The organism is Streptomyces sp. NPDC046859 (assembly GCF_040645135.1).
Lineage (GTDB): Bacteria > Actinomycetota > Actinomycetes > Streptomycetales > Streptomycetaceae > Streptomyces.
The window spans coordinates 43969-58448 of record NZ_JBEYXR010000014.1; the positions used below are offsets into that span (position 1 = coordinate 43969).

Sequence of the window (14480 nt, forward strand, 5' to 3'; positions counted from 1 at the left end):
GCGCGTTTCCTGTCTGAAACGATGGGGTCATGAGCGCTGCAACCCCTCCGACCGAGCGCCGGGTCTCCGCCCGAGTCGGCGCGATCTCCGAGTCCGCCACCCTCGCCGTGGACGCCAAGGCCAAGGCCCTCAAGGCCGCCGGGCGTCCGGTGATCGGCTTCGGCGCCGGTGAGCCCGACTTCCCGACCCCGGACTACATCGTCGAGGCCGCCATCGAGGCCTGCAAGAACCCGAAGTACCACCGCTACACCCCGGCCGGCGGTCTTCCCGAGCTGAAGGCCGCGATCGCCGCGAAGACGCTGCGCGACTCCGGCTACGAGCCGGACGTCTCGCAGATCCTCGTCACCAACGGCGGCAAGCAGGCCATCTACGAGGCCTTCGCCGCGATCCTCGACCCGGGTGACGAGGTCATCGTCCCGGCGCCGTACTGGACGACGTACCCGGAGTCGATCCGGCTCGCGGGCGGTGTCCCGGTGGAGGTCGTCGCCGACGAGACGACCGGCTACCGCGTCTCCGTGGAGCAGCTGGAGGCGGCCCGCACCGAGAGGACGAAGGTCGTCCTCTTCGTGTCGCCGTCCAACCCGACCGGCGCCGTCTACACCGAGGCCGAGACCGAGGCGATCGGCCGCTGGGCCCTCGAGCACGGCCTGTGGGTCCTCACGGACGAGATCTACGAGCACCTGGTGTACGGCGAGGCCGCCGCGGTCTCCCTGCCGGGCCTGTTCCCCGAGCTGCGCGACAAGTGCATCGTGGTCAACGGTGTCGCCAAGACCTACGCCATGACGGGCTGGCGCGTCGGCTGGGTCATCGGCCCGAAGGACGTCGTCAAGGCCGCGACCAACCTCCAGTCGCACGCCACGTCCAATGTCTCGAACGTGGCGCAGGCCGCCGCCGTCGCCGCCGTCTCCGGCGACCTGGAGGCCGTCGCGAAGATGCGCGAGGCGTTCGACCGCCGGCGCCGGACGATCGTGCGGATGCTCAACGAGATCGACGGCGTGGTCTGCCCCGAGCCCGAGGGCGCCTTCTACGCCTACCCGTCGGTGAAGGCCCTGCTCGGCAAGGAGATCCGCGGCAAGCGCCCGCAGAGCAGCGTCGAGCTGGCGGAGCTGATCCTGGAGGAGGCCGAGGTCGCGGTCGTCCCGGGTGAGGCGTTCGGCACGCCGGGCTATCTGCGCCTGTCGTACGCGCTCGGCGACGAGGACCTCGTCGAGGGCGTGAGCCGTATCCAGAAGCTGCTGGCGGAGGCCCAGGACTGACGTCCCCCGTCCGCCCGAGGGCACCTCCGGATCCCGGAGGTGCCCTCATTTGTTTGTGCGAGCAAGACCACTAACGGGGAAACCGCTACCGGGACCCCTCGGGCGTGCGGCAGGATCTGGGAATGGAGCGTGTACGTGATGTCTCTGAGCTGCCGAAAGCCCATCTGCACCTGCACTTCACCGGCTCGATGCGGCCGACGACCCTGCTGGAGCTGGCCGACAAGTACGGGGTCCGCCTGCCCGAGGCCCTGACCGACGCGCTGACCAGAGGCGAGTCCCCCAAGCTGCGGGCGACGGACGAGCGGGGCTGGTTCCGCTTCCAGCGCCTGTACGACGCCGCCCGCTCGTGCCTGCGGCAGCCGGAGGACATCCAGCGCCTGGTCAGGGAGGCCGCCGAGGAGGACCTGCGGGACGGCTCCGGCTGGCTGGAGATCCAGGTCGATCCGACGTCGTACGCGCCCCGGCTGGGCGGGCTGATCCCGGCGCTGGAGGTCATCCTGGACGCGGTCGGGACGGCGGCGCGGGACACGGGGCTCGGGATGCGCGTCCTGGTCGCCGCGAACCGCATGAAGCACCCGCTGGACGCGCGCACCCTGGCCCGGCTCGCCGTGCGCTATGCCGACCAGGGTGTCGTCGGCTTCGGCCTGTCCAACGACGAGCGCCGGGGCATGGCCAGGGACTTCGACCGCGCCTTCCACATCGCGCGCGAGGGCGGCCTGCTGTCGGCGCCGCACGGCGGCGAGCTGACCGGGCCGGCCTCGGTCCGGGACTGCCTGGACGACCTGGACGCACACCGGATCGGCCACGGGGTGCGCGCGGCGGAGGACCCGCGGCTGCTGAAGCGCCTCGCCGACCGGGGCGTGACCTGCGAGGTGTGCCCGGCGTCGAACGTCGCCCTCGGTGTGTACGAGAAGCCCGAGGACGTCCCGCTGCGCACCCTGTTCGAGGCGGGGGTGCCGATGGCGCTGGGCGCGGACGATCCCTTGCTCTTCGGCTCGCGGCTCGCGGCCCAGTACGAGATCGCGCGGCAGTACCACGGTTTCAGCGACGCGGAGCTGGCGGAGCTGGCCCGTCAGTCCGTGCGCGCCTCGGCCGCGCCCGAGGAGACGAAGAAGAAGCTGCTGGCGGACGTGGACGACTGGCTGGTCCGCCCGGCCGCCCGAAGTGGGAGTACGGCGGATACGGCTTGAAGCAGACCAGGACCTCGAAGGGGTGCCCGCCGCCGGGCGGCTGGGCCAGCGGCAGCCCGGTCATCATCGCGAGGTGCCCTTCGGGCACGCGTTTCTGACGCGGCCCGAAGCCGGCCGCGTAGCCGAATGCGGCGGCGGACTCGGCGAAGGCCTCCCGGCCGCCGAACAGGAAGAGCGTGCGCGCGTGGGTGGTGTGCCGTAGGTCGTCGCGGTCCCGCCTCTCCTGCCAGGCGCGCGCGTCCCGCGCGGTGCGCGCCTCATCGGTGCGGACGGTCAGCGGCGTGCCCTGGCGCAGCACGCGGCGCAGTCCGGGCCACCGGCTGGGGCGCAGGCCGAGGGTGCGGTGGGCCAGGACGAGATCGATCCGCTCGCCCCGGCCCTCGTCGGGCGGGACCCCGTCGCGCAGGGGCACGTGGACGATCGTGTGCGGGGAGCGGGAGGCGAAGGAGAACAGGGCGGCCAGCCGGTTCAGGCCGTCGTGGTCGCCGAGCAGCAGGCCGATGGGGTCGGGGGCGGTCAGCGAGGTGTGGCGCAGGGGTGTCCTCGGCCGGACGACCCGGTGGACGACGGGTCCCGTCCGGGGCCGGAACTCGGTGAGCCTCAGCCGCATGTGCGATGCCTCATGACCTCAGGGTCATGGGCGGGTGGCGTCCCGCGCAACGGAGATCGCGTCCAGCAGGGTCCGGGCGAGCCGGGCGGCGAAGGCGGCCGCGGGCGGGCGGGCGTCCTCCGGGCCGGCGTCGTAGGCGAACGCGCGCTGGGCGCAGGCGCCGAGGAGCAGGGAGGCGGCCGCGAAGGTGTCGGCTCCGGCGCGGACGCGGCCCACGGCCTGCTCGGCGCGCAGATAGGCGTCGAGGGCCTCGATGGGGACGTGCGGGCCGGCGCCGATCTTGCGCAGCGCCTCGTCGTGCCGTCGCTTGAGCTGGGGCTCGGCGTAGAGGGAGGCGGCGATCGGGAAGCTCTGCTCGTAGAAGAGGGCGGCCTGCTCGGCGATGCGGGTCAGGTTGTCCTCCAGGGTGCCGGTGCCGGGCTCCGCCGTGAGGGCGCCGAGCAACGGGGTCAGCCGGGGCAGCCGCTCGCCGAGGACCCGGACGAACAGCTCCTCCTTGCTCGCGAAGTACTTGTAGAGCGCGGCCTCGGAGCACCCGGCCGCCTTGGCGATCTCCTTGGTGGTGGCCCGGGCGAGACCGACGGTGAGCAGCAGGTCGTGGGCGGCGTCGAGGATGCGGACGCGGGCGGGCTTCTGCACGGATTCCACGACGCGGACCTTACTGGGGTTGACGCGTGGGTGAGTACTTACCCACTCTAGGGAGCAAGGGTGAGTGAACACTTACCCACCAGCTGTTCGAGATCGGGGAGAGCCATGAAGCTCACGGTGTTCGGTGCCACCGGCGGCATCGGTCAGGAGATCCTCCGCCAGGCGCTCGCCGCCGGGCACGAGGTGACGGCGGTCGTACGGGATCCCGCGCGGCTGCCGGTGACGGGGGCGGGGCTGGAGGTGTTCCGCGCGGAGCTGACCGACCCGGAGGCCGTACGTGCCGCGGTGGCCGGCCGGGACGCCGTCCTGTCCGGCCTCGGCGCGCGCACCCGCAAGGACGCCGGGATCACCGCGCGTCTGACCCGTACGGTGCTGCGGGCCATGGAGGCCGAGGGCACGCGCCGGCTGCTGGTGGTGAGCGCGGCGCCGCTCGGGCCGGCCGCGCCGGGGGACGGCCCGCTGGACCGGACGATGCGCGCCGTGGTCTCCCGCGTCCTCAAGAGCGTCTACGACGACCTGCGGGAGATGGAGGCGGAACTCGCCCGCAGCTCCGTGGAGTGGACGTCGGTCCGCCCGCCCCGACTCCAGGACAAGCCGCTCAGCGGCGCGTACCGCACGGTGATCGGCGGCACCCCGACCCGGGGCCGCTTCATCGGCCGCGCCGACGTGGCGCACGCGATGCTGGCGATGACCCCGGACGCGAGGACGGTGAAGCAGGGCGTGGGGGTGGCGTACTGACGCCCTTCCCCTTGGCGTACCGACGCGCTATCCCGTGGCGCACCGACGCGCTTTCCCGGCGCCGGTGGGAGGAGGTGGACCCCCGTCCCGGCGGGAGACCCCGGCCCTACAGGCTGACGCCGACCGTCACCGGCTCGTTGACCAGCGTGATCCCGAACGCCTCGCGGACCCCGGCGACGACCTCGCGGGCCAGCGCCAGCAGGTCCTCGGTGGTCGCCTCGCCCCGGTTGGTGAGGGCGAGGGTGTGCTTGGTGGAGATACGGGCGGGGCCGCTGCCGTAGCCCTTGGTGAAGCCGGCCCTGTCGATGAGCCAGGCCGCGGAGGTCTTGGTGTGCCCCTCCCCCGCCGGGTACGCGGGTGGCTCCACACCCTCGCCGAGACGCTCGCCCACGCGCGCCCGGAACGCCGCGAACTGCTCGTCGGTCAGGATCGGGTTGGTGAAGAACGACCCGGCCGACCAGGTGTCGTGGTCGGCGGCGTCGAGCACCATGCCCTTCCCGGCGCGCAGCTTCAGGACGGTCTCCCGCGCGGCGGCCAGCGGCACCCGGTCGCCGACCTCCACGCCGAGGGCGCGGGCCGTCTCGGCGTACCGGACCGGCGCGGAGAGCCCGTCCGCGTCCTCCAGCTCGAACCGGACGCGCAGGACGACATAGCGCTCGGGGTCGGACTTGAAGCGGCTGTGGCGGTACGAGAAGGCGCACTCCTCGTTCGTCAGCGTGATGGTCTCGCCGGCCCGGCGGTCGTAGGCGATCACCTCGGTGATGGTCGCGGAGACCTCCTGGCCGTACGCCCCGACGTTCTGGATCGGGGTGGCGCCCGCGCTGCCGGGGATGCCTGCGAGGCACTCGATGCCGGCGAGTCCGGCCTCGACGGTGCGGGCGACGGCGTCGGTCCACACCTCGCCCGCGGCCAGCTCCAGGGTGGTGCCGTCGAGCTCGATGCCCTTCGTGGCGATGACGAGTGCGGTGCCCTCGAAGCCCTTGTCACCGATGACCAGGTTCGACCCGCCGCCGATGACCAGCAGCGGGGTCCCCGCGGTGTCCGCCTCGCGCACGGCGTCGATCACCTCGGCGTCGGTGGTGGCGGTGACCAGGCGGGTGGCCGGGCCGCCCAGCCGGAAGGTGGTGAGGGGGGCGAGGGGGGCGTCGTGGAGTACCTGCACGCGCCCAAGACTACGAGACGGCGCCGACGGCCCCGGCACCCCTGTGGATGCCGGGGCCGTGACGGGCTCCACGCGCGCGTGCCGGTCAGGTGAGCCGGCGACGCGTCTCCGCCCAGTCCAGCGGGAGCTCGTCGCCCGGCACCTCCCAGCGGGCGAACTTCGCGTCCCGCATCTGCCGGGACAGGCCCCGGGCGGTCGGAGCGTGCGGGCCGGAGCGGGCGAAGTCCTTCAGCGCGGCCGGTGACTCCCAGGCGGACAGGGTCCAGAAGGTCTTCTTGAACACCTCGGCCCTCAGGGTGGCGCCGTACGCGCCGGGCGCCCGGCTCACCTGCCGCCACACGCCCGGCGTGCGGAGGAGGAAGCTGAACGCTCCCCACAGGGTGCGGGTCTCGAAGCGGGAGGCGAAGACGTGCACGTCGGTGCCGGGCGGAACGGGGTTCGGCGCGGTCCAGGGCAGGGTGGGCACAGCTGGTCCTCTCTTCTCGGCAGGCGACGCGGGTGGGGCGAGGTCACCGGGAGGCCGGCTGGAGCGCGCGCTCCGGCAGGCTCCCGGTCTCGTCGGCGGCGGCCTCGACGGTGTGCCGCCGGCCCGGGACGAGCAGGGCCGCGGCACCGGCGAGGGCCACCACGGCGGCACCGGTGACCAGGGCGGGCCGCAGCCCGTCCACGAAGGTCTGGCCGGTCTCGTAGCCGCCCTGGGCCGCGAAGATCGAGCCCATGATCGCGATGCCGAGCGCGCCGCCGACCTCGCGCAGGGCGTTGTTGGCGCCGGACGCGACGCCTTGCTCGGCGGGGCGGACGCTGGACATGACGAGGTGGGAGGCGGGTGCGAAGAACAGCGCCATGCCGACACCACTGATGATCAGGCCGGGCAGCTGGGCGGCGTAGGAGATGTCGACGGTGACCACGGACGCCATGTAGGCGAGACCGGCGGCCTGGAGGAACAGTCCCGTGGCGACCACGGGCCGGCCCCCGACGCGGTCGGCGAGGATGCCGGCGACCGGCGCGACCAGCATCGGCATGCCGGTCCAGGGGAGCATCCGCAGGCCCGCCTCGGTCGGCGAGTAGCCGAGCACGCCCTGCATGTACTGGCTGAGCAGGAAGATCGACCCGAACATCCCGAGGAACATCAGCAGGCTCGCGGCGTTGATCCCGGCGAAGGCGCGGGAGCGGAACAGCCGCATGGGCAGCATGGGGTTGCGGGCCCGGGTGCTGTAGAGGACGAACCCGATGAGCAGCGCGCCGCCCGCGAACAGGCCGGTCAGGACCAGGCGCCCGGTCCAGCCGTCGGACGGGCCGCGCACCAGCCCGTACACGATGCCGAAGAGTCCGCCGCTGGCCAGCAGGGTGCCGGGGAGGTCGAGCGGGGCGCCGGTGCCGTGCGACTCGGCAAGGCGCAGCCGGGCGAGCGGCAGCAGGGCGATCCCCAGCGGGACGTTCAGCCAGAAGATCCACTGCCAGGAGATGTGCTCGGTGAGGCTGCCGCCGATCAGCGGCCCGGACGCGACCGCGAGCCCGTTGACCGCGCCCCAGATGCCGAAGGCCATCCCGCGCCGGGCCGCGGGCACCGCCGCCGTCAGCAGGGTGAGGGTGAGCGGCATCATGATCGCGGCGCCGACGCCCTGCACCGCGCGGGCGGCGATCAGGGAGTCGATGCCGGGTGCGAGTGCCGCGCCGGCGGACGCGCCGGTGAAGATCGTGATGCCGACGAGGAAGAGCCGGCGGCGGCCGAAGCGGTCACCGAGCGCCGCACCGAACATCAGCAGGACGGCGAAGGTGAGCGTGTAGGCGCTGACCGTCCATTCCAGGTCGTGCAGTCCGCCGCCCAGGTCCGCCCGGATGGAGGGCAGTGCGGTGGTGACGACGAGGTTGTCGAGCGCCGCCATGAATCCGGCGACGCTCGTGATGACCAGGGCCCAGACGGTCCCGCGCCGGTTCGTCGCCCCCGCACTGTGATCGGTCCGGTGTGACATGACTCCCCCAGGAGTGTGCGATTTCGCTTGATAGTTATTGATCACTAACTTCTACGGTCACAAAAGAGGGCGGCGACGCCCGCCGTCCTCTCCTACGACCCGCTCTCGTTCCCGTTCCCCTCGGCGGGCGCCATGCCCGCCCAGACCCGGTGCTCGGGCGGGAAGCCCATGGCCACCAGGCAGTTGATGAGCATCCCGTACGCCATGAAGGTGGTCGTCTCCTGGACGTCCGCCCCCAGCGACAGGTGCACGGTGTCCCACAGGCGCATCCAGCCGGCCCGCACGGCCTCGCCGAACTCGTGGTCGCCCTCCTGCTCGGCGGCGGCCACGGCGAGGAACATCTGCATCTGCATCATCAGCCGCTCGGGCTGCTCGGAGACCATCCGGCGATAGGCCTCACCCATGGCATGCAGGGCCTCCTCGCCCTCCACCCCTTCGGCGGCCTCGGCGAAGACCCGGTGGATGTCCTCCACGCACTGCTCGGCGGCGGCCAGGAAGATGGCCCGCTTGCCCGGGAAGAGGCGGAAGAGATACGGCTGCGAGACACCGACCCGTTTGGCGATCGTCTCGGTGGACGTGCCGTGGTAGCCACCCCGCGCGAACTCGGCCATGGCCGCCCGCACGACGCTCTCGCGCCTCTCCTCCGCACTCATCCTGACCATGCCTACAAGTTAGTGCTCAATCACTAACCGAGTCAAGCGCAGTTCAGGGTGATCCGCAGGCGCATGAGAAAGGGGCGCCCCACCGGGCAGGACGCCCCTCACGCGTGCACGTGCGTACGCCTTGCGTGCGTCACGCCTTGCGTGCGTCACGCCATGCGTGCGTCACGCCATGCGTGCGTCACGCCATGCGTGCGTCACGCCAGCTGGACGACCGCCCGGGACATGCCGAGGACCTTCAGCCCGGCGCTCATCACGGTCAGGTCCACGCGAACCTTGTTGTCGTCCAGCTTGGCCGCGACCTTGCCGCTGACCTCGATCGTGGCGCCCTTGTCGTCGTTCGGGACGACTACGGGCTTGGTGAAGCGGACGCCGTACTCGACGACCGCCGCCGGGTCGCTGGTCCAGTCGGTGACCACACGGATCGCCTCGGCCATGGTGAACATGCCGTGCGCGATGACGTCCGGGAGCCCGACCTCCTTGGCGAACTTCTCGTTCCAGTGGATCGGGTTGAAGTCGCCGGAGGCGCCCGCGTACTGCACCAGCGTGGCGCGGGTCACGGGAAAACTCTGGGCGGGCAGCTCGGTGCCGACCTCGACATCGTCGTACGCGATCTTCGCCGTCATCGGTCTCAGCCCTGCCCTTCCTCGGCCCCGCGCGCCACGAGCTTCGTCCAAGCGGTCACGACGTGCTCGCCGGCCTCGTCGTGGACCTCGCCGCGAACATCCAGGATGTCGTTGCCCGCCATGGTCTTGATGGCCTCGATCGTCGAGGTCACGGACAGCCGGTCACCGGCGCGCACCGGGCGCGTGTAGGCGAACTTCTGATCCCCGTGCACCACCCGGCTGTAGTCCAGGCCCAGCTGCGGGTCGGCGACGACCTGCCCGGCGGCCGCGAAGGTGATGGCGAAGACGAAGGTAGGCGGGGCGATCACATCGGGGTGACCGAGCGCCTTGGCGGCCTCCGGGTCCGTGTAGACCGGGTTGGCGTCCCCCACCGCCACCGCGAACTCACGGATCTTCTCCCGCCCCACCTCGTAGGGCTCGGTGGGCGGGTAGCTCCGCCCCACGAAGGACTGGTCGAGCGCCATGGCCCGGCACCTCCTGGTGTCTGCTGCGAATGTGCTGATGCGGCTTCGATTGCCCTGATACGGCGCCCGGTCGGCCGGAACCGACCGGTAACCGGGCCGGAAACGACGCGAGGCCGCCCCCATGATCGGGGACGGCCTCGCGTACGAGCCTGATTTATCGCGTTTCGCGGTGCGCGGTGTGCGCGTTGCAACGCGGGCAGTGCTTCTTCATCTCAAGACGGTCCGGGTTGTTACGCCGGTTCTTCTTGGTGATGTAGTTCCGCTCCTTGCACTCCACGCAGGCCAGCGTGATCTTCGGGCGGACGTCGGTGGCAGCCACGTGAGTGCTCCTAAGACGAACAGATGGACTGATTCAACGCAAGAAAGAGTAGCCGATCGAAGGACCGACCCCGCAATCGGCTACTGTCAGTAGCGGTGACCGGACTTGAACCGGTGACACAGCGATTATGAGCCGCTTGCTCTACCGACTGAGCTACACCGCTGTGATGCGATCAGTCCCCGTCTTGCGACGGGAACCCTTCACACCAGAGCCCCAAAACGGAATCGAACCGTTGACCTTCTCCTTACCATGGAGACGCTCTGCCGACTGAGCTATTGGGGCGAGCGATGAAGACATTACACGGTCTGCCGCCGTTCGCCCAAATCCGTTTCCCGGCCCCCGCCCCCACCCGAACACCGGGCCGAACGCCCGCCTCCCGGACCGTGCGCCGACCCGCCGGCGGCCCCGACACGGCGGGGCCACACCGGTACGACTATTGCGCTCCTGCGCGCCAGGGCCGCACGGCCACCCTAGGCTCGACTCACTCTGCGTGATCTTGCATGCCCGGCGCAGTGCCCCGGCAGGGTCCCGCAGCGCCGATGCGCAGCCCGAGCCCTGGAGCGCGATGCCCGACAGCCACCCCCAGCCGCCCCCCTCGTCCTCCTCGCCGGGACCCGCCGACCCGGGCTCCCTCCTGCTGTGCGGCGCACACCTCACCGACGGCCGGACCGTCGACGTACGGCTGAGCGGCGGGCGCATCGAGGCGGTGGGGACGGCCGGGAGCCTGACCGGGGACGGCACACGCGCGTGCGGGTCCCGAGTGGACCTGACCGGGTACCTGCTCCTGCCGGCCCCGGCCGAACCGCACGCCCACGGCGACACCGCCCTCTCCGCCGACGACCGGGACGGGCCCGTGTCCTACGACGCCGAGGACGTCCAGCGCCGGGCCACCGAGGCGGCCCTGCTCCAGCTCGGCCACGGCACGACCGCGCTGCGGGCCCACGTGCACGTGGGCGACGTCCAGGAGCTGAACGCGCTCGCCGCCGTCCTCCAGGCACGGCGTTCCTTGCGCGGGTTCACGGAGTTGACGACGGTCGCCATGCCCCGGCTGCTGACCGGTGTGGCGGGGGCGGACGGGCTGGCCATACTCCGGGACGCGCTGAAGATGGGCGCCTCGGTCGTCGGCGGCTGCCCCGACCTGGACCCCGATCCGACCGGGTACGTCGAGGCCGTCCTGGAGGTCGCCTCCGAGCACGGCTGCCCCGTCGACCTGCACACCGACGCCGCCGACCCGGCACGGCTGTCCCGTCTCGCCGCGATGGCGGGCGGCCTGCGCCCCGGAGTCACGCTGAGCCCCTGCGGCGCCCTGGGGCGCCTGCCCGCGGACGTGGCCTCCCGCACCGCCGACCAGCTCGCCGCGGCCGGGGTGGCCGTGGTGTGCCTGCCCCAGGGCGGCTGCGGGGGCGCGGAACGCCGCGGCACAGCGCCCGTACGGCTGCTGCGCGCCGCCGGGGTCCGGGTCGCCGCCGGAAGCGGCGCCCTGCAGGACGTCTCCAACCCGGTGGGCCGCGGGGACCCGTTCGAAGCTGCCTACCTGCTCGCCTCCCGCCACGGGCTGCGCCCCGAGGACGCGTACGACTGCGTGAGCGCGTCGGCGCGCGCGGTGCTGGGCCTGCCGGAGGTCCGCGTGGAGGCGGGCTTCCCGGCCGAACTGCTGGCGGTACGCGGGGAACGCCTGGCGGCGGCGCTGTCCTTGGCCTACAGCCGGATCGTGGTGCACCGGGGCCGCGTCGTGGCCCGCACGAGCGCCGTACGGGAGTACTGCAACTCGGCCGCGGCGGCGGAACTCGGGCTGCCGCGGCAGGGGCGGGGGGAACTGTCGTGAGGGCGGGGCGTACGGCTGTTCGTGACGGGACTCGCCGACTGCTGGTTCGCCGGCACGTGTTCGCCGACATGGGTGACTGGCCGGCGTCGTGCGGCGGATGAGGTCGGCCGGGCGTACGGTCGAAGGCATGCGCATTGTCATCGCTGGTGGTCATGGTCAGATCGCGCTGCGGCTGGAGCAGTTGCTCTCCGCGCGTGGTGACGAGGTCGCGGGGATCATCCGCAAGGCCGAACAGAGCGACGATCTGCGGGAGGCCGGTGCCGAACCCGTGGTGCTGGACCTGGAGTCGGCGTCGGTCGAGGAGGTTGCCGAGTCTCTTCAGGGCGCCGACGCGGCGGTGTTCGCGGCCGGCGCGGGCCCGGGCAGCGGGTCCGACCGCAAGAACACGGTGGACAAGGGCGCGGCGGTCCTCTTCGCGGACGCGGCGGTCCGGGCGGGCGTACGCCGCTTCCTGGTCGTCTCCGCGATGGGCGCCGACCCGGCGCACGAGGGCGACGAGATCTTCGACGTCTACCTGCGCGCCAAGGGCGCCGCCGACGAGTACGTCCGCTCCCAGGAAGACCTGGACTGGACGATCCTGCGGCCCGGGATGCTGACGAACGACGCCGGAACGGGCCTGGTCCGCCTGGAGGCGCGCACCGGCCGCGGCCCGATCCCCCGGGACGATGTGGCCGCCGTGCTGGCGGAGTTGCTCGACACTCCGGCGACCGCGGGCCTGACGCTCGAAGTGATCAGCGGCTCCGTTCCCGTGTCGGTGGCGGTGAAGTCCGTGGCGGGCAACTGAGACACGTCCTGCGGCGCCGCTCAGAACAACGGCAACTGCCCGGGGAAGTCGGGCACGACGTACCCGTCCAAGGCGGGCTGAGCGGCGCCGAGTTGTGTCTGCCGCCGGGACCCCGGGCAGGACACGAGTCCCCCGCTCTCCCGCGCGCCGGGCGGATCGTGCCGAGCGAACCGGCCGGCGACGACGGCGATCTCTCGACGGCATTCGGGACAACGTCTGCGAGGCGTGGCCATGGGGCCAGTGTGCCCCGCCGGATCACCGGGAACGCGACAGCCCTCCGGGGAAACAGAGCCCCGAGGGCATCCTCATGGGAGCAGTCCCGTGCCCGCACGTATCGGGCGGTCGAAGGCAACCTCCGCGCGGAAGCGCCGCTTCACCGCGTCGTCCGCGACAAGGCCGGCCCTGTCCGAGACCTCGTGGCGGGCGCGGCCGAGGAGGGCGCGCCCTTCTTCGTGCGCACCACAGGCGCGCAGGCCGACTGCCGCGTGGCAGTGCACTCCTTCCGTACGCGGTGCTGTAGGCGTGCCAGCGCTGTTACCCCCTACCTCTCCCCGTCGTCAGCTGCATGCGCACCAGCGGGCGGGGCCGAGGGGACAGGCCGCGATGATTGCGGGGCGGGCGCGGGTCATGACAGGCGGAGACCAAAAGTAGCGGATACGTTACTGCACGTATCTCGTTGCGTGGGTTGGTCGGCCCATGGAGCCGATGGCCTGGACGGAGACGGAGCACTGCATGACCAAGATCGCCATCGTTCTGGGGAGCACCCGGCCCGGCCGCAACGGGGAGGCAGTCGCCCGTTGGGTGTACGAGGCTGCCTCGAGGCGCGAGGATGCCCAGTTCGAGCTGGTCGACATCGGAGAGTTCGACCTGCCGCTGCTCGATGAGCCGGTGCCGCCCTCGATGGGCCAGTACAGCAAGGATCACACCCGGCGGTGGGCCGCGAAGGTCGCCGAGTTCGACGGGTACGTGTTCGTCACTCCGGAGTACAACCACGGCACCTCGGGCGCGCTGAAAAACGCCCTGGACTACCTGTACGGCGAATGGAACAACAAGGCTGCCGGATTCGTCGGCTACGGCAGCGCCGGCGGAACGCGCGCGGTCGAGCAGCTGCGCCTGATCATGTCTGAACTGCAGATCGCGACCGTGCGTGCCCAGGTCTCGCTGTCGCTGTTCACCGACTTCGAGAACTTCTCCACCTTCAAGCCTTCCTCCCACCATGATCAACCGCTGGCCACGATGCTCGACCAGGTGATCTCGTGGAGCCAGGCCATGAAGTCCACCCGGAACCTGGAGAGCCTGGAGCAGTACCGGTCCTAGCCGCGCATCCCTCGTTGTGTGCAGAGGTAGGGCGCCTTGGCCTGATCCACCACAGACAGGTCGGGGCGCTCCCCGGCAGCTGCGGGATGCCGGGACCCATGCCCGGGACGGATCGGCGTGCCGCTCACCACAGAGCGGGAGGTGGAGCGCGGTCGCGCCCGGCAGGGCACCGGGCCAGCGCACGCATGAGGTGTGGGACCGGGAACGACGTGCTGCTGAGGCTCGGCTCGCCTGCTGCCGGAGATTCGGAGCAAGTCTGCCTCCAGGCGGAGGAGTGCCCGCCCTCGCTCCCAAATAGCAGGCGCCCATCGAGCAGCGGCGCGCACAGACTGCTGAACCGCCGCCTGTACGCCAGGGCTGCTTCGTCCAACTCCCGCCAACTGGTGTCTGCGACTCTTGCAACTAGGCGGCACCTTTACAGGCCGCGCGAGGGTGACCTTTCCCTCTACGCCTCGTCTCTGCCCAGACTCACGGGTCCAACTCCTGACCTATGAGCAGGCAGTTCGTGCAGTGCCAACGGGAACACCACTCGGCCGACCTCAGTGGCAACTACCGCTGCCCCTCTCCGGACCTCCGCCTCCGAGAGGGCATTCCAGGCGGCGAGGGTCAGTCGTGCTGCTCGTCCCCAAGCAACTCAGGCGGGGGCTCTGCCCTGGGTTGGTGTGGTCCCCACCTGCGCTGATGGTGCGTGCACGTCCGTGCTCGCCCGCCGGCGTACGTCAGTATTGCCACGCAGCCAGACACTCCCCGCCCTCCTGGATCTCGTACAGCGCAGGTCGGTCGCCTCCGGGGCGACGTGTTGGGTGAGGGCCCCGCGGATCGGGAGCTGCGTCCCGGCTACCGCGTCGGTGACCGCCTGCTGCGTCCGGCCCCTCGCCGAGGTCACCGGACCCCCTCAGCCCGAGGGGA

15 protein-coding genes, 2 tRNA genes and 1 pseudogene are annotated in these 14480 nt (G+C 71.7%); 6 read left to right on the top strand and 12 right to left on the bottom strand.

Annotated elements, in window-relative coordinates:
- The first annotated feature begins 29 nt into the window (after positions 1-29).
- Positions 30-1256: a pyridoxal phosphate-dependent aminotransferase gene (locus tag ABZ899_RS21415; RefSeq protein ID WP_361348334.1), complete on the top strand. Its 1227-nt coding sequence runs from the start codon at positions 30-32 to the stop codon at positions 1254-1256.
- Between the two features lie 122 nt (positions 1257-1378).
- Positions 1379-2446, top strand: a complete 1068-nt coding sequence (locus ABZ899_RS21420; protein ID WP_361348337.1) for an adenosine deaminase — start codon at positions 1379-1381, stop codon at positions 2444-2446.
- Here the strand turns inward: ABZ899_RS21420 and ABZ899_RS21425 are convergent.
- Together ABZ899_RS21425 and ABZ899_RS21430 are read right to left on the bottom strand one after the other, a co-directional pair.
- Positions 2406-3056 (bottom strand): annotated as a pseudogene (locus tag ABZ899_RS21425) (hypothetical protein); the annotation flags it as partial. The gene ABZ899_RS21420 and the pseudogene ABZ899_RS21425 overlap by 41 nt on opposite strands.
- Positions 3057-3080: 24 nt before the next feature.
- The gene (locus ABZ899_RS21430; protein ID WP_361348340.1) at positions 3081-3704 is read right to left on the bottom strand and encodes a helix-turn-helix domain-containing protein; all 624 of its coding nucleotides are present in this window, start codon (positions 3702-3704) and stop codon (positions 3081-3083) included.
- Between the two features lie 105 nt (positions 3705-3809).
- Between ABZ899_RS21430 and ABZ899_RS21435 the strand changes: the two genes are divergently transcribed.
- Complete coding sequence (locus ABZ899_RS21435; RefSeq protein WP_361348343.1) at positions 3810-4442, top strand: NAD(P)H-binding protein; 633 nt, start codon at positions 3810-3812, stop codon at positions 4440-4442.
- A gap of 106 nt (positions 4443-4548) precedes the next feature.
- On the opposite strand, the gene ABZ899_RS21440 is transcribed toward ABZ899_RS21435, so the two are convergent.
- The 9 genes from ABZ899_RS21440 to ABZ899_RS21480 form a co-directional block, all read right to left on the bottom strand.
- A complete protein-coding gene (locus ABZ899_RS21440) occupies positions 4549-5604 on the bottom strand; it encodes a UDP-N-acetylmuramate dehydrogenase (RefSeq protein WP_361348346.1) in 1056 nt (351 codons plus the stop codon).
- Positions 5605-5689: 85 nt separating this feature from the next.
- Entirely contained in the window at positions 5690-6070 is a 381-nt protein-coding gene (locus ABZ899_RS21445) for a DUF3291 domain-containing protein (protein ID WP_361348348.1), read from the bottom strand.
- Positions 6071-6113: 43 nt separating this feature from the next.
- Positions 6114-7577: an MFS transporter gene (locus ABZ899_RS21450; protein WP_361348351.1), complete on the bottom strand. Its 1464-nt coding sequence runs from the start codon at positions 7575-7577 to the stop codon at positions 6114-6116.
- Positions 7578-7669: 92 nt separating this feature from the next.
- Positions 7670-8239 carry a helix-turn-helix domain-containing protein gene (locus ABZ899_RS21455; RefSeq protein ID WP_361348354.1) on the bottom strand — a complete coding sequence of 190 codons (570 nt, stop codon included), beginning with the start codon at positions 8237-8239 and terminating at the stop codon, positions 7670-7672.
- Between the two features lie 194 nt (positions 8240-8433).
- Complete coding sequence (locus ABZ899_RS21460) at positions 8434-8862, bottom strand: MaoC family dehydratase (RefSeq protein WP_361348357.1); 429 nt, start codon at positions 8860-8862, stop codon at positions 8434-8436.
- A gap of 5 nt (positions 8863-8867) precedes the next feature.
- Positions 8868-9326 (bottom strand): MaoC family dehydratase N-terminal domain-containing protein, encoded by a 459-nt coding sequence (locus ABZ899_RS21465; RefSeq protein WP_361348360.1) that lies wholly within the window; start codon positions 9324-9326, stop codon positions 8868-8870.
- 154 nt (positions 9327-9480) lie between these two features.
- Positions 9481-9645, bottom strand: coding sequence for a 50S ribosomal protein L33 (gene rpmG / locus ABZ899_RS21470; RefSeq protein WP_003948671.1), 165 nt, complete (start codon positions 9643-9645; stop codon positions 9481-9483).
- 90 nt (positions 9646-9735) lie between these two features.
- Positions 9736-9808 (bottom strand) — tRNA-Met (locus tag ABZ899_RS21475).
- A gap of 46 nt (positions 9809-9854) precedes the next feature.
- Positions 9855-9927: transfer RNA gene (locus ABZ899_RS21480), tRNA-Thr, on the bottom strand.
- A gap of 283 nt (positions 9928-10210) precedes the next feature.
- Between ABZ899_RS21480 and ABZ899_RS21485 the strand changes: the two genes are divergently transcribed.
- Positions 10211-11470 carry an amidohydrolase family protein gene (locus ABZ899_RS21485; RefSeq protein ID WP_361348362.1) on the top strand — a complete coding sequence of 420 codons (1260 nt, stop codon included), beginning with the start codon at positions 10211-10213 and terminating at the stop codon, positions 11468-11470.
- A gap of 127 nt (positions 11471-11597) precedes the next feature.
- Positions 11598-12254: an SDR family oxidoreductase gene (locus tag ABZ899_RS21490; RefSeq protein ID WP_361348365.1), complete on the top strand. Its 657-nt coding sequence runs from the start codon at positions 11598-11600 to the stop codon at positions 12252-12254.
- A 20-nt stretch (positions 12255-12274) separates the two neighbouring features.
- Here the strand turns inward: ABZ899_RS21490 and ABZ899_RS21495 are convergent, their stop codons facing one another.
- Positions 12275-12487, bottom strand: a complete 213-nt coding sequence (locus ABZ899_RS21495; protein ID WP_361348367.1) for a hypothetical protein — start codon at positions 12485-12487, stop codon at positions 12275-12277.
- 499 nt (positions 12488-12986) lie between these two features.
- On the opposite strand from ABZ899_RS21495, the gene ABZ899_RS21500 reads away from it, so the two are divergent.
- A complete protein-coding gene (locus ABZ899_RS21500) occupies positions 12987-13571 on the top strand; it encodes an NAD(P)H-dependent oxidoreductase (RefSeq protein WP_361348370.1) in 585 nt (194 codons plus the stop codon).
- The last annotated feature ends 909 nt before the right edge of the window (positions 13572-14480 follow it).